The organism is Aeromonas sp. ANP5 (assembly GCF_963870295.1).
Lineage (GTDB): Bacteria > Pseudomonadota > Gammaproteobacteria > Enterobacterales > Aeromonadaceae > Aeromonas > Aeromonas veronii.
In genome coordinates, this window is the sequence record NZ_CAWMRY010000050.1 from 1 (window position 1) to 13,961 (window position 13,961).

11 protein-coding genes are annotated in these 13,961 nt (G+C 58.3%); 4 read left to right on the plus strand and 7 right to left on the minus strand.

The genetic code is table 11. From position 1 onward, the window contains the following. Positions 1 to 193: 193 nt before the first annotated feature. A complete protein-coding gene (tcdA, locus tag AACT07_RS20470) occupies positions 194 to 1,030 on the plus strand; it encodes a tRNA cyclic N6-threonylcarbamoyladenosine(37) synthase TcdA (RefSeq protein ID WP_069529781.1) in 837 nt (278 codons plus the stop codon). 21 nt (positions 1,031 to 1,051) lie between these two features. Here the strand turns inward: tcdA and AACT07_RS20475 are convergent, their stop codons facing one another. Together AACT07_RS20475 and AACT07_RS20480 are read right to left on the minus strand one after the other, a co-directional pair. Beyond that, the gene (locus tag AACT07_RS20475) at positions 1,052 to 1,486 is read right to left on the minus strand and encodes a SufE family protein (RefSeq protein ID WP_069529782.1); all 435 of its coding nucleotides are present in this window, start codon (positions 1,484 to 1,486) and stop codon (positions 1,052 to 1,054) included. Between the two features lie 13 nt (positions 1,487 to 1,499). Further along, entirely contained in the window at positions 1,500 to 2,720 is a 1,221-nt protein-coding gene (locus AACT07_RS20480; RefSeq protein ID WP_069529783.1) for an aminotransferase class V-fold PLP-dependent enzyme, read from the minus strand. A gap of 181 nt (positions 2,721 to 2,901) precedes the next feature. Between AACT07_RS20480 and rep the strand changes: the two genes are divergently transcribed. Further along, a complete protein-coding gene (rep, locus tag AACT07_RS20485; protein ID WP_069529784.1) occupies positions 2,902 to 4,914 on the plus strand; it encodes a DNA helicase Rep in 2,013 nt (670 codons plus the stop codon). 2 nt (positions 4,915 to 4,916) lie between these two features. Here rep and AACT07_RS20490 read toward each other — a convergent pair whose 3' ends face one another. The 5 genes from AACT07_RS20490 to AACT07_RS20510 form a co-directional block, all read right to left on the minus strand. Further along, a complete protein-coding gene (locus AACT07_RS20490; protein ID WP_043821401.1) occupies positions 4,917 to 7,193 on the minus strand; it encodes a putative bifunctional diguanylate cyclase/phosphodiesterase in 2,277 nt (758 codons plus the stop codon). Positions 7,194 to 7,277: 84 nt separating this feature from the next. Next, complete coding sequence (locus AACT07_RS20495; protein ID WP_069529785.1) at positions 7,278 to 7,733, minus strand: c-type cytochrome; 456 nt, start codon at positions 7,731 to 7,733, stop codon at positions 7,278 to 7,280. 197 nt (positions 7,734 to 7,930) lie between these two features. Next, positions 7,931 to 8,959 carry an L-threonine 3-dehydrogenase gene (tdh, locus tag AACT07_RS20500; RefSeq protein ID WP_005340852.1) on the minus strand — a complete coding sequence of 343 codons (1,029 nt, stop codon included), beginning with the start codon at positions 8,957 to 8,959 and terminating at the stop codon, positions 7,931 to 7,933. A 55-nt stretch (positions 8,960 to 9,014) separates the two neighbouring features. Then, positions 9,015 to 10,205 (minus strand): glycine C-acetyltransferase, encoded by a 1,191-nt coding sequence (locus AACT07_RS20505; protein ID WP_069529786.1) that lies wholly within the window; start codon positions 10,203 to 10,205, stop codon positions 9,015 to 9,017. A 115-nt stretch (positions 10,206 to 10,320) separates the two neighbouring features. After that, entirely contained in the window at positions 10,321 to 10,965 is a 645-nt protein-coding gene (locus AACT07_RS20510; protein WP_005340848.1) for a TetR/AcrR family transcriptional regulator, read from the minus strand. A 158-nt stretch (positions 10,966 to 11,123) separates the two neighbouring features. On the opposite strand from AACT07_RS20510, the gene rfaD reads away from it, so the two are divergent. Further along, positions 11,124 to 12,080 carry an ADP-glyceromanno-heptose 6-epimerase gene (gene rfaD / locus AACT07_RS20515; protein WP_069529787.1) on the plus strand — a complete coding sequence of 319 codons (957 nt, stop codon included), beginning with the start codon at positions 11,124 to 11,126 and terminating at the stop codon, positions 12,078 to 12,080. A 118-nt stretch (positions 12,081 to 12,198) separates the two neighbouring features. Continuing rightward, a complete protein-coding gene (locus tag AACT07_RS20520; protein WP_069529788.1) occupies positions 12,199 to 13,959 on the plus strand; it encodes a polysaccharide deacetylase family protein in 1,761 nt (586 codons plus the stop codon). The last annotated feature ends 2 nt before the right edge of the window (positions 13,960 to 13,961 follow it).

The window sequence follows — 13,961 nt, forward strand, 5'->3', positions numbered from 1 at the left end:
CCCAATACAAGAAACCCCGCTCATCGAGCGGGGTTTTTTATTGGTTGCCATTCAGAAAGTCGGCTGATAATTGACCTTTTATTCTCTCTTCCCTGCCGTTTTCTCTGTTTTTCCTCCCCGATTTTCTCCGGTTATGCCATCGCCGCTGGCGGTGGTTGTCGCTATAATGGACGCCCTCAAGCAAGGTGGTGGTATGAAAGCAGAATATCTACAGCGATTCGGGGGCATTGCCCGTCTTTATGGTCAGAGCGCACTGCGTTCCTTTAGCCAGGCCAAGGTCTGTGTGGTGGGGATCGGTGGCGTCGGTTCCTGGGCGGCAGAGGCGCTGGCCCGCGCCGGTATCAACCAGATCACCCTGATCGACATGGATGATATCTGCATCACCAACACCAATCGCCAGATCCACGCCATGCAGGGGACGGTTGGTCGCCTCAAGACCGAGGTGATGGCCGAGCGCATTCGCGCCATCAATCCGGATTGCGAAGTGATCGAGGTGGACGATTTCGTCACCGCCGACAACCTGGCCGAGCATATCAAGCGAGAGTTTGACTATGTGGTGGACGCCATCGATTCGGTCAAGGCCAAGGTGGCGCTGATTGCCTTCTGCAAGCGTAACAAGATCCCGGTGATTGTAGCGGGTGGTGCCGGCGGGCAGATGGATCCGACCCAAATCACCGTGGCCGATTTGGCCAAGACCATTCAGGATCCGCTCGCTGCTAAGGTTCGCTCCGACCTGCGCCGGTTGCACAACTTCAGCAAGAATCCGGCGCGCAAATTCGGAGTGGAGTGTGTCTTCTCAACCGAGCAGTTGAGTTATCCGGATGGTAATGGTGGCACCTGTCAGGCCAAGGCGGCCAGCGATGGCACCATGAAGATGGATTGCGCCTCCGGTTTTGGCGCCGTGACGCCGGTGACGGCAACCTTCGGGCTGGTTGCCGCGTCCCGGGTATTGAAGAAGATTGCCGAGCGGGGCACCCGAGCCGAGAAAGAGGCAGGGAATGAAGATGCTGGGTCGATTAGCGAAGCCTAATCGACCACTGAACAAGGCGGGTTAGACCGCTTGTTCCCGGATCGCCAGTACGATCGCTCTGAGCCCGTTACCTCGTGACGGGCTCAAGTGTTTTTCAAGTCCCAGTTCGCTGAAATAGTCTTCCATATCAAAAGCCTGGATCGCCGCAGACGATTGGTGGTTGAGTGCTGCCAGCACGATGACGATGAGGCCCCGCACGATGCGAGCATCGGAATCACAGGCAAAGTGCCAGCAGCCATCCTCGCTTTGTTCTCCCTTCAGCCAAGCCTGGCTTTCACACCCCTTGAGGCGGAACTCCTCCTGCTGCCATTTGGCGGGTAGCGCTGGCAGCTGCTTGCCGAGCTGGATGATGAGCCGGTACTGGTTCTCCCAGCCGTGAGCGGCGGCAAACTGCTGGCGGATGGTGTCGGCGTTGGGCTCAATGCCAATCTGGGTATAGCTTGCGAGGTCACTCATTCGGTTGTCTGCCTTAGAAGAAGTCACTGAGTTTGTGCAGGGCGGCCAGCAGGGCGTCGACATCGTCCCGATTGTTGTAGCAGGCCAGCGAGGCGCGCATGGTGCCGCCGATCCCGAGGGATTCCATCAGTGGCATGGCGCAGTGATGGCCGACTCGCAGGGCGATACCCTGCATGTCGAGCAGGGTAGCAGCATCTTGCGGGTGGATGTCGTCGAGCAAGAAAGAGACAGCACCGGCGCGTTGGCCGGGTTCGCCGACCAGACGCAACCCCGGCACCTGTTGCAGGCCAGCTACCAGATAGTCGGTCAGTGCCTGCTCATGTTGGGCGAGCCATTGCCGGTCTTGCGCCATCACAAAGTCGATGGCGGCGGCGAGGCCGATAGCGCCAGCGATATGGGGGGTGCCCGCCTCGAATTTGAAAGGCAGGGTATTGAAGGTGGTGCCGCTGAAACTGACCCGATCGATCATCTCGCCACCGGCTTGCCAGGGCGGCATCCGCTCCAATAGCTCGGTGCGGCCCCACAACACACCGATGCCGGTCGGGCCATAGAGCTTGTGGCCGGAGAAGGCGTAGAAGTCGCAACCGATGGCTTGCACATCGACGTCGAGATGCGCCACCGCCTGAGCACCGTCGCTCAGGGTCAGAGCGCCGACTACCTTGGCGGCAGCCACTATCTCTTTGACTGGATTGACGGTACCGAGGGCATTGGAGACGTGGGCCACGCTCACCAGCCGGGTGCGTGGCCCCAGCATAGCGTGATAGGCGGCCAGATCGAGATCGCCCCGCTCATCGAGGGGGATCACCCGGATCACTGCGCCGGTGCGTTGGGCGACCAGTTGCCACGGGACGATGTTGGCGTGGTGCTCCAGGGTGCTGAGGATAATTTCGTCCCCCGCCTTGAGCTCGCTCATCCCCCAGCTCTGGGCCACCAGATTGATCGCCTCCGTGGTGCCACGGGTCCAGATCACCTCTTGGCCGCGAGGCGCATTGATAAAGCGGGCGACCGTTTCGCGGGCGGCCTCGAAGGCGCGGGTTGCGCGACCACTCAGGGCGTGGGCGGCACGGTGCACATTGGCGTTGTCGGCCCCATAGTAGTGAGCGATGGCATCCAGTACCGCGCGCGGCTTCTGGGTGGTGGCGGCGTTGTCCAGATAGACCAGAGGGTGGCCGTTTACCTCCTGCGCCAAGGCCGGAAACTGGCTGCGCAGTTGGTCGTGCTGTTGCTGATTCATGCTCCCCTCATCATCTGGAAAAAGTCATCATCTCGAAAGGTCGGTCATGATCCTGAAAATAGCGCCCGAACACAAGGCGCGATAAGCCCGATGGGCGGTTGCCTGCCGTGCAGCAGGTAGGGCTCGTCGGGTGATTTCTGGTACAATGCCGCCCCTCATCATAAGCCAAGAGATCCGGCCCATGAAGCTCAACCCCAATCAGAACGAAGCGGTCAAGTATGTCTCCGGCCCTTGCCTGGTGCTGGCGGGTGCCGGATCGGGCAAGACCCGCGTCATCACCAACAAGATTGCCTATCTGGTGCAGCAGTGCGGCTACAGTGCGCGCAATATCGCAGCGGTCACCTTTACCAACAAGGCGGCGCGGGAGATGAAGGAGCGGGTCGGCCAGACTTTGGGCCGCAAGGAGGCGCGGGGGCTGATGGTCTCCACCTTCCATACCCTGGGTCTCGATATCATTCGTCGTGAGCACAAGAGCCTGAATCTCAAGGCCAACTTCTCCCTGTTCGATGACACCGACCAGCTGGCGCTGCTGAAAGAATTGACTGAAGACGAGCTCGACAACGACAAGGACAAGCTCTCGGCCCTTATCAGCCAAATCTCCAACTGGAAGAACGACCTCATCCTGCCTGCTCGTGCCATGCGTATCGCTCGCGGGCCGGAAGAGGTGTTGATGGCCCAGCTCTACGAGCGTTATCACCGCCAGATGGTGGCCTATAACGCGCTGGATTTTGACGACCTCATCGTGATGCCGACCCTGCTGCTCAAGAGCAATCAGGAGGTGCGCGAGCGCTGGCAGAACAAGATCCGTTATCTGCTGGTCGATGAGTACCAAGACACCAACACCAGCCAGTACGAGCTGGTGAAGCAGATCGTCGGCGAGCGGGCCCGTTTTACCGTGGTAGGGGATGATGACCAGTCCATCTACTCCTGGCGCGGTGCCAAGCCGCAGAATCTGGTGCTGCTGAGCGAGGATTTCCCCAGCCTCAAGCTGATCAAGCTGGAGCAGAACTACCGCTCCAAGCGGCGGATCCTCAAGTGCGCCAACATCCTGATCGCCAACAACCCGCACGTCTATGACAAGGCGCTCTTCTCCGAGCTGGATGAGGGGGTGAAGCTCAAGGTGCTGTTCGCCAAGAACGAGGAGCACGAAGCGGAGCGGATCGCTGCCGAGATGATGGGACACAAGTTTATGAACCGCACCCGGTTCAAGGATTACGCCATCCTCTATCGGGGCAACCATCAGTCGCGCATCTTCGAGAAGGCGCTGATGACCAACCGGATTCCTTATCGCATCTCCGGCGGCACCTCGTTCTTCTCCCGCACCGAGATCAAGGACATCATGGCCTACCTCAAGCTGCTGGTGAATCCGGATGAGGACACCGCCTTCCTGAGGGTGGTCAACCTGCCGCGTCGCGAGATCGGCCCCACTACCCTCGAGAAACTGGGTCAGTATGCCAATCAGCGCGGCAAGAGCCTGTTTGCTGCCAGCTTCGAACTGGGGCTGGAACAGCATCTCTCCGGGCGGGGCCTGACTGCTTTGCAGGCCTTCACCAACTGGTTGGTTCGCCTTGGCGATCAGGCGTTGCGCGGCAATCCGGTGGAGGCGGTGCGGGACATGATCAAGGAGATCCATTACGAAGAGTGGCTCTACGAGACCTCCCCCAGCCCGAAAGCGGCCGAGATGCGGATGCAGAACGTCTCCACCCTCTATCGCTGGATCACCGAGATGCTGGAAGGGGATGAGCTGGAGGAGTCGATGACGCTGGCTCAGGTGGTCACTCGCCTCACCCTGCGTGACATGATGGAGCGCAACGAGGGGGAGGACGATGCCGATCAGGTGCAGTTGATGACCCTGCACGCCTCAAAGGGGCTGGAGTTCCCCTATGTCTACATGGTGGGGATGGAGGAAGGATTGCTGCCTCACCAGACCAGCATCGATGAAGATAATGTGGAGGAAGAGCGACGTCTCGCCTACGTGGGCATCACCCGGGCCCAGACCGAGCTGACCTTTACCCTCTGCAAGGAGCGGCGCCAGTTTGGTGAGTCGGTACGGCCAGAGCCGAGCCGCTTCCTGCTGGAGCTGCCGCAGGATGATCTTGAATGGGAAAACCAGAAGAAGGTGACTGCCGAGGAGCGCCAGCAGAAGGGGCAGGTCGGTGTTGCCAACCTGCGGGCGTTGTTCAAGAAGGATTAATCCTAAGGATTGGCCGGGGTCAGTAGCGGTACTATGTCTGCTCCCGGCATGGGCGGTGAGATATAGCGCCCTTGCCCCATCCGGCAGCCGATATCAATCAGCTTCTGCAACTGCTGCTGGTTCTCGATCCCCTCGACGACCAGGGTGTAATCGAGATCCTGACAGATATCCCGCATGGCGCGGATCAGCGCCAAATCTTTGGGCGATTGCAGCATCCTCTGGGTAAAGCTGTCATCCACCTTGATGTAATCCACCGGGAAGTGGAACAGGGCGTTGAGGGAGGAGAAGCCGGTGCCGAAATCATCGAGGCTGATCTGGATGCCCTTGGCGCGCAGCTCGTGCAGGGATGCCAGCGCATCGGAATCTTGCCGCGACAGCTCCCGCTCGTTGAATTCAAAAATCAGATAGCCGGGGGCGACACCTTCCTCTTCGATGATCCCCATCAGTCGCATGATGTGGTCATGGTTGACCAGATGCTTGCCCGACAGATTGATGGCGACCTTGAACTTGCTCTGCCCGGAGATTGGCAGCCAGTTCTTCAGTTGCTGACAGGTGTGGCGCAGGATCTGGTAATCCAGCTCCAGTATCAAGCCGCACTGCTCTGCCAGCGGAATAAAGTCGAACGCATCCTTCAGAATCCCCTCCTCGGTCAGCCAGCGCGCCATCACCTCCAGTCCGGTCAGGCGGCTATCCTGCAGCCTGATCACTGGCTGGAAGTAAGGGACGATTCGCCCCTCCCGCAGGGCTCTGGCCAGCATCTCTTCCGGCGAATTCCAGTTCTGGTTGATGCAATCATCCGAGTAGCTGACGATGCGACTGCGACCATTGCGCTTGGCCTGATACATGGCCAAATCGGCCTGATGGAGCAGCTGGCTGATATCTGAGGTTTGCTCGGAGACGCTCGATACCCCCAGGCTGACGGTAATGCTCAGCTCGTTGCCGAGTAGCCGGAACGGGTAGGAGAGACGGCTGATAATGCGGTTGAGCACCGGGCTGATGTCATCGTCACTCTTGCTGCTGTCCAGATAGATGACGAACTCGTCGCCACCCAGTCTGGCCACCAGATCGTTTTGCCGGATGCAGGTTTGCAGGCGGCGGCTCACCTCCTTGAGCAGCTGATCGCCAGCACTGTGGCCCAGGGTGTCATTGATCTGCTTGAAATGATCCACATCGATAAAAATCACCGCGAATCCCGGTGACTTGTAGCGGTTGTAGTGGGTCATGGCGTGGTTGAGGTGGTTCATCAACAGCGCGCGGTTGGGCAGCTGGGTCAGCGGGTCGTGAAGCGCATCGAATTGCAGCCGCCGTTCCAGCTCCTGATGCTGCTTGAGCTGCTTTTGCAGCCTGAGGTTGGTCTGACGCAGCTGTTGTAGCCGCTGGTTGATGGAGTCTTCGGTATTGATGTCGTTGAGCTGCTGGCGGATCCGTCTCAGCTCCAGCAGCAGGGTGAGCTGGCCACGCAGGAAGTCGAGAAACAGCTTGTCGTCGGTCTCCAGCGGTTGAGCCGTGCTGATGATGAAGTGGGCGAAGTACTGTTGTTGCAGCCGCAGCGGCATGCTGTGCCAGTAGCGTGACTCCCTGCTCACCTCGATATTGCTGGTGCTGTGGCACAAGCCGCTGATGAACTCGTCTCCCTGATGGGGATGGGCAGGGTAGATCTTTTCCAGCTTCTGACTGGTTAACCTGACCAGCAGCATATCCTCAATGGTGAGCATCTGGCGCAGTACCGCTTCCAGTTGGGAGAAGAGCGCCTGAGCCGGCAGGGTATTGGCGAGCCGCATGATGCGGCTGATGCTCTCGATTTTCTTTTTCCAGTTCGGGTCTTTGCGGATCAGCGGCGAAGGGAGCTCGGTGAGATGGGAGCCCGCCTGGGTTTCGGTCAGCCGCTTGGCCAGACACTCCAGCAGCAGGCGCAGGGTCGGCAGGTCGGCGGGGGTGCCGCGCGCCAGCAACCACTGTATCTGGCCATGCTCAATGGGGAAGACGCACCACCCTTCGGCTTCATCCAGCTGGGTGAGCTGATCGGTGATGCGGGATTGCTCACGGCCCAGCTGTTGCTTGAAGATGTCGCTGACCTTGTAGGCGTAAAGCCAGTTCAGACCGGTATCGGAGAGGCCCAGCATGCCGAAATGTTGCAGCGGGCAGAGTTGGTCAATCTGCTGGATCAGGGCATCGTAATCGTCAGATGTGGCGGTTTGTGGCGCCGGGAAGTCCATAATGGCAGAGACCAACGCCAACAGAGGAGTTGAGTAGTGGGGTTCGATGGATTGGGCCGACATGTGCAACTCCCGATATGTCTACCTTACAAGAGTAGTCGGAAGCCGATAGATTGAAAGGGCCGCAATTGCGGCCCTTTCAAATACTTACAGCTTGTCGATCATGTAGTGGATGGCGTTTTCAATCTCTTCATCACTACAGTTCGCACAGGTGCCGCGCGGAGGCATCATGCCGGACTTGCCGGTAAAGCCTTCAATGGCATGTTTCTTGAGAGTATCAATGCCCTGGGCGATGCGAGGATCCCAGGCTGCCTTGTCACCCCGTTTGGGGGCACCGGCGGCGCCACTGTCGTGACAGGCAAAGCAGGCGCCCTTGTATACCGTTTCGCCATCGCGGGGACCGGAGGAGGCGGTCGCAGCAGGTGCAGCACTCGCGCCGGCAATACCTTCCAGATCCTTGGCGGTATAGACCTGACCGATTGGTTTGATCCGCTCGGCAATGGCTTCCGGTGACATCTCATCGGCAGCAAGCACTGCCCCAGACAAGCTGGCGGCCGTCATCCCGACAGCCAGCAAATAGCTCAGTTTTTTCAACACGCTCATATACTCCCAGCAGTCTTTTATTATCCATGTAAACGACGGGATTATAACCGAATAGTTACAGCCATTTAAACGCTTGTGTGTGAAGTGTTAAACACTCTGCGTGCAAAGTTTTGGCCGATATCACGGCAATTCGGGTGGTGGAGATAAAAAGAAACCCGGCATTCGCCGGGTTTCGAGTAACCAAGGGGTGAAACGGCCTATTTATCCCAGCTCAGGATCACCTTGCCGGAGTGGCCGGAGCGCATCGCATCGAACCCCTGCTGGAATTCGTCGATGTGGAATCTGTGGGTGATGATGGGGGAGAGATCCAGCCCGGACTGGATCAGGCTGGCCATTTTGTACCAGGTCTCGAACATCTCGCGGCCATAGATCCCTTTGATAAACAGCCCCTTGAAGATCACCTTGTTCCAGTCGATGGCCATGGTGGAGGGCGGGATGCCAAGCATGGCGATCTTGCCGCCGTGGTTCATCTTGTCGAGCATCTCCTGGAAGGCGCTCGGGACGCCGGACATCTCCAGCCCCACGTCGAAGCCTTCGGTCATGCCCAGCTCGCTCATCACGTCGGCCAGCTTCTCCTTGGCCACGTTGACCGCGCGGGTGGCGCCCATCTTGCGGGCCAGCTCCAGTCGATATTCGTTGACGTCGGTGATCACCACGTGGCGCGCACCCACATGGCGGCAGACGGCGGCTGCCATGATGCCGATGGGACCTGCCCCGGTGATGAGCACATCTTCACCCACCAGATCGAAGGAGAGGGCGGTGTGCACCGCATTGCCGAACGGGTCGAAGATGGCGGCCAGCTCGTCCGGGATGTTGTCCGGCAGCTTGAAGGCGTTGAATGCGGGGATCACCAGATATTCGGCAAAGGCACCCGGGCGGTTGACGCCAACGCCAATGGTGTTGCGGCATAGATGAGTGCGTCCGGCGCGGCAGTTGCGGCAGTGACCGCAGGTGATGTGCCCTTCACCGGAGACCCGATCGCCGATGGCGAAGCCGCGCACCTCCTGACCGATGGCGACCACTTCCCCGACATATTCATGGCCGACCACCATGGGTACCGGAATGGTCTTCTGGGACCACTCGTCCCAGTTGTAGATATGGATATCGGTGCCGCAGATGGCGGTTTTGCGGATCTTGATCAGCAGGTCGTTGTGGCCTAGCTCGGGGGCCGGCACATCCGTCATCCAGATGCCGACCTCTTTGTGCAGTTTGGAGAGTGCTTTCATGGCTGTTCCTTCAATATGAATGCAGAAAAAAGGGGCTGCAGCCCCTTGATTCAAATCAGATAACGCCGAGTTCACGGCCGATGCGGATAAAGGCGTCGATCGCCTTGTCCAGCTGCTCGCGGGTGTGAGCGGCAGACATCTGGGTGCGAATGCGGGCCTGACCCTTGGGCACGACCGGGAAGGAGAAGCCCACCACATAGATGCCGGCTGCCAGCATGCGGCTCGCCATTTCGGAGGCGAGTTTGGCATCCCCCAGCATCACCGGAATGATGGCGTGGTCGGCGCCAGCCAAGGTGAAACCGGCGGCACTCATCCGCTCGCGGAAGTAACGGCTGTTCTCTTTCAGGCGGGCGCGCAGGTCGTGACCTTCCGCCAGCATGTCGATCACCTTGATAGTGGCGGCAACGATGGAGGGAGCCAGCGAGTTGGAGAAGAGGTACGGGCGGGAGCGCTGACGCAGCCAGTCGATCACCTCTTTCTTGCCGGAGGTATAGCCGCCGGATGCGCCGCCGAGCGCCTTGCCCAAGGTGCCGGTGATGATGTCGACCCGATCCATCACGCCGCAATATTCGTGGGTGCCGCGACCGTTTTCGCCGATAAAGCCGACGGCGTGGGAGTCATCCACCATCACCAGCGCATCGTATTTGTCCGCCAGATCGCAGATGGATTTGAGGTCGGCGATGACGCCATCCATGGAGAAGACACCGTCGGTGGCGATCAGCTTGAAGCGGGCGCCATCGGCATCTGCCTGCTTCAGCTGGGCTTCCAGTTCGGCCATGTTGTTGTTGGCGTAGCGATAGCGCTTGGCCTTGCACAGCCGCACGCCGTCGATGATGGATGCGTGGTTGAGGGCATCGGAGATGATGGCATCTTCGGCGCCGAACAGGGTCTCAAAAAGACCGCCATTGGCATCGAAACAGGAGGAGTAGAGGATGGTGTCTTCGGTGCCGAGGAAGGCAGACATCTTCTGCTCCAGCGCTTTATGCTGGTCCTGGGTGCCGCAGATGAAGCGCACCGAGGCCATGCCGAAGCCGTGGCTGTCGAGTCCCTGATGGGCGGCAGCGATCAGATCCGGGTGGTTGGCCAGCCCAAGATAGTTGTTGGCACAGAAGTTCAGTACCTGCTCACCGCCGACGGCGATGCTGGCCTGTTGGGCGGAGGTGATGATGCGCTCCTGCTTGTACAACCCTTCAGCTTGCACCTGGTTCAGTTGCTCGGTCAGGTGACGATAGAATCCGTTAGACATCCTCGATCCTTATTGGCTATTTCAGCTGCGTATCAACAGAGGGCGACATTTTACTGCAATCTGTTGCGGTAAATTCAAATGATTGTGCTGATATTCAACAAATGTGAAACAGATCTCACCCAGCTGGTTGGGCCAGCTGACGGTAGTGTTGCTCCAGCTGCTGGATCTGTCCGGCCACCTGGGGTTGCACATAGGGGCGCAGCAGGAACAGCACCTTCAACACGCCCTGATAGAGCAGCGGTTTGGTGATGCGGGTGTTGGGGGCCTGGGCAATCTGGAAGGGGATCCAGCAGGTCACCACCATCTTGATGGTCTGGCCCAGATCCGGCAGGTCTTCATCGCTGACATCGATAATGCCGCCTTCGCGCAGGCTTCTGAGCAGCGCGACCACGGAAGAGCGCATCTGTTCCTGGGCCTTGAGGTACTTCTGTTGCAGCGGTTCGTCACGGCTCAGGATGTCCGGCAGATTGGCGTAGAAGAAGCGGAACTGCCACATCAGATAGAAGATGGCATCCAGATAGCCCATCAGATCCTGCAGGGTGATTTCACGGTTGCGGGTCGGCACGAAGCTCTCGCTCAGGTGGCGGGCATACTGGTCGAAGATGGAGTGGATGATGTCTTCTTTATTGCGGAAGTGGTAGTAGAGGTTGCCCGGGCTGATACCCATGTGCGCCGCAATGTGGTTGGTGGTGATGTTGCGTTCACCCTGATCGTTGAACAGCTCGGTCGCGCTGTGAATGATCCTGTCTCTGGTTTTCATCACTCATTCCTCCAACAGGTTCCGCTCGGGGCAGTTTTGAACAAGGTCGAATCCCCGGACGGCCCGTGATAAACTTTTCGGCAATTTCAAATTGGCTCACTATACACAGCTTTAACAAGCAGTCACATGTAGCCATCAACGTACGAGAGGCAAACTCCATGATCGTAGTAACTGGCGGTGCTGGCTTTATCGGCAGCAATCTGGTCAAGCAGCTGAACGCTCAAGGACGGACCAATATCGTGGTCATTGATGACCTGACCGACGGCACCAAGTTCGTCAACCTGGTCGATCTGACCATCGCTGACTACATGGACAAAGACGAGTTTCAGGCGCGCATCGTCTCCGGCGACGAGTTTGAAGAGTGGGACAACGGCATCGAGGTGATCTTCCACGAAGGTGCCTGCTCTGCGACTACCGAGTGGAACGGCAAGTTCATCATGGAGGTCAACTACGAGTACTCCAAGGATCTGTTCCACTACTGCATCGAGCGTGAAATCCCGTTCATTTACGCCTCTTCTGCCGCGACCTACGGTGGCCGCAACGACAACTTCATCGAAGATCCTAAGTTCGAACAGCCGCTCAACGTCTACGGCTACTCCAAGCAGTTGTTTGACCAGTACGTGCGCCGCTGGATGCCGGAGATCAACTCTCAGGTTGTTGGCCTCAAGTACTTCAACGTCTACGGCCCGCGCGAACAGCACAAAGGCTCCATGGCTTCCGTCGCCTTCCACCTCAATACCCAGGTGAAGAAGGGCGAGAATCCCAAGCTGTTCGAAGGTTGCGATGGCTTCCCGAACGGTGGCCAGATGCGTGACTTCATCTATATTGACGATGTCTGCAAGGTAAACCTCTGGTTCTGGCAGAACCCGCAGCACTCCGGCATCTTCAACTGTGGTACCGGCCGTGCCGAGCCGTTCCAGAACGTGGCCGAAGCGGTGATCAAGCATCATCAGAAGGGATCCATTGAGTACATTCCCTTCCCGGATCACCTCAAGGGCCGCTATCAGAGCTTCACCCAGGCTGACATGACCAAGCTGCGCAGCGTGGGTTATGACGCCGAGTTCAAAACCGTTGCCGAAGGGGTAGCGGATTACATGGCTTGGCTCAACCGCTAACAGGTGAGCACAACGCGGCAGTTTGAGCGCAAAACCGGAAGTGGGCACTCGCCTGCTTCCGGTTTCTGGTCTCTGTGGCTGCTTGCCGTTCCTCTCTTCTCTACCGGGTAACCGCGCGATGAATATATTGATGGCACTCTCCCAGCTCGAGGTAACGGGAGCTGAGGTCTATGCCACCACGGTCGGTAACGAACTGACCCGGCGTGGTCACAACGTCTTTTATGTATCAGATACCCTGACCAAGCCGACGCTTGGCCCAGTCTTCAAGCTGAGATTCAACAAGCGCAGCATTCTGCGCCGCTTCTGGCACGTCTTCTACCTTATCTATCTCATCAAAAAGCACCATATCCAGTTGGTGCATGCTCACTCCCGCGCCTCCGGCTGGAGCAGTTATGTGGCCTGCAAGCTGACTGGCACCCCGATGATCACCACGGTTCATGGTCGCCAGCCGGTGCACGCTTCGCGCAAGGCATTCCATGCTCTCGGCTATCGGGCAGTTGCCGTTTGTGAGGATATTGCCCATCAGATTGTCGACAATCTGGGGGTCGATCCCGCGATCGTGCAGGTGCTGCGCAACGGTATCGAAACCGACAAATTCCAGCCTGTGCCAGCGCCGGACAACCCAAAGCCGGTGATTGCCATCATTGGCCGTTTGAGCGGCCCCAAAGGGGAGCTCTGTTACCGTCTGCTCGACGAGGTACTCGATCTGGATGCCTGCAAGGTGCGGATTGTCAGCGGTACCAAGGTTCCGGAGCGCTTTGCCCGTTTCGAAGGCCGTGCCGAGTTTGTTGGGTACGTCGATGATGTTCCCGCTCTGCTGGCTGGCAGCGATTTGGTGATAGGTGCCGGTCGGGTGGCGATGGAAGCACTGCTCTGCGGTCGGCCCGCCTTTGCCATTGGTGAAGCCAGGGCCATTGGTCTGGTAACCGAACAGAATCTGGCTGATGCTCTGGCGAGCAATTTTGGCGATATCGGCCCCAAGGATCTGGCTATCGATTTTGCTGCCCTGAAGGGAGAAATCGAGCCCGCCCTGGCCAGCAAGACGGTGCCGGAAGTCATTCGCCAACGCATTCAGGACGAGTATGGCTTGCAGGGGGTTGTCTCCGGGTTGGAGTCCATCTATCAGGATGCGGTGGTGGAAACCTTGCGCCGCGAGATGCCCGTCATCATGTACCACCGCTTTATCGCGCAGGATAGCGAGAAAGGGGTGCACGGCACCTGGATGCCGATCACCATGTTCGAGAAGCACCTGCGCCTGATGAAGTGGTTAGGCTATGAAACCCTGACTTTCCGCGATTTGGCGGACAAAGGCTTTATCCACCGTCTGCAATACGGCAAGAAGTACCTGATGATCACCGCCGATGACGGCTATCAGGACAACCTGACCCGCATGCTGCCACTGCTGCAAAAATATGGTTACAAAGCCGTGGTGTACGTGGTTACCGGCGAAGGTTATAACCGTTGGGATGTCGAGCATCCGACCAATCCGGACACCAAGGTTTCATTGATGAGTGGCGAGCAGGTCAAGGCGCTGGCCGCCAGCGGTCATGTGGAAATTGGTGGTCATACCCTGACTCACCCCCGCTTGAGCAAGCTCACACCCGAACAGCAAGCCCATGAAATTCAGGAGAATAAACGCCAACTGGAGGCCCTGCTTGGCCATCCGTTGCTCTCGTTTGCCTACCCTTACGGAGATATGAACGAGAGTGCCAAGGAACAGGCTATCACCGCCGGGTATCGTTTTGCCGTCGCTACCAATAGCGGCCCCAAAGCGATGCACCAGGACCCTTTCCAGATGCGCCGGATCGCCATCTTTCCCCGCACTGATGTATTCGGGCTGTGGCGCAAGATCCGCGGGAATTATGTTTTCAGGAAATAACT

Coding starts and splice junctions, on each gene's coding strand:
- tcdA (WP_069529781.1), top strand. CDS start 194: ATGAAAGCAGAATATCTACAGCGATTCGGGGGCATTGCCCGTCTTTAT.
- AACT07_RS20475 (WP_069529782.1), bottom strand. CDS start 1,486: ATGAGTGACCTCGCAAGCTATACCCAGATTGGCATTGAGCCCAACGCC.
- AACT07_RS20480 (WP_069529783.1), bottom strand. CDS start 2,720: ATGAATCAGCAACAGCACGACCAACTGCGCAGCCAGTTTCCGGCCTTG.
- rep (WP_069529784.1), top strand. CDS start 2,902: ATGAAGCTCAACCCCAATCAGAACGAAGCGGTCAAGTATGTCTCCGGC.
- AACT07_RS20490 (WP_043821401.1), bottom strand. CDS start 7,193: ATGTCGGCCCAATCCATCGAACCCCACTACTCAACTCCTCTGTTGGCG.
- AACT07_RS20495 (WP_069529785.1), bottom strand. CDS start 7,733: ATGAGCGTGTTGAAAAAACTGAGCTATTTGCTGGCTGTCGGGATGACG.
- tdh (WP_005340852.1), bottom strand. CDS start 8,959: ATGAAAGCACTCTCCAAACTGCACAAAGAGGTCGGCATCTGGATGACG.
- AACT07_RS20505 (WP_069529786.1), bottom strand. CDS start 10,205: ATGTCTAACGGATTCTATCGTCACCTGACCGAGCAACTGAACCAGGTG.
- AACT07_RS20510 (WP_005340848.1), bottom strand. CDS start 10,965: ATGAAAACCAGAGACAGGATCATTCACAGCGCGACCGAGCTGTTCAAC.
- rfaD (WP_069529787.1), top strand. CDS start 11,124: ATGATCGTAGTAACTGGCGGTGCTGGCTTTATCGGCAGCAATCTGGTC.
- AACT07_RS20520 (WP_069529788.1), top strand. CDS start 12,199: ATGAATATATTGATGGCACTCTCCCAGCTCGAGGTAACGGGAGCTGAG.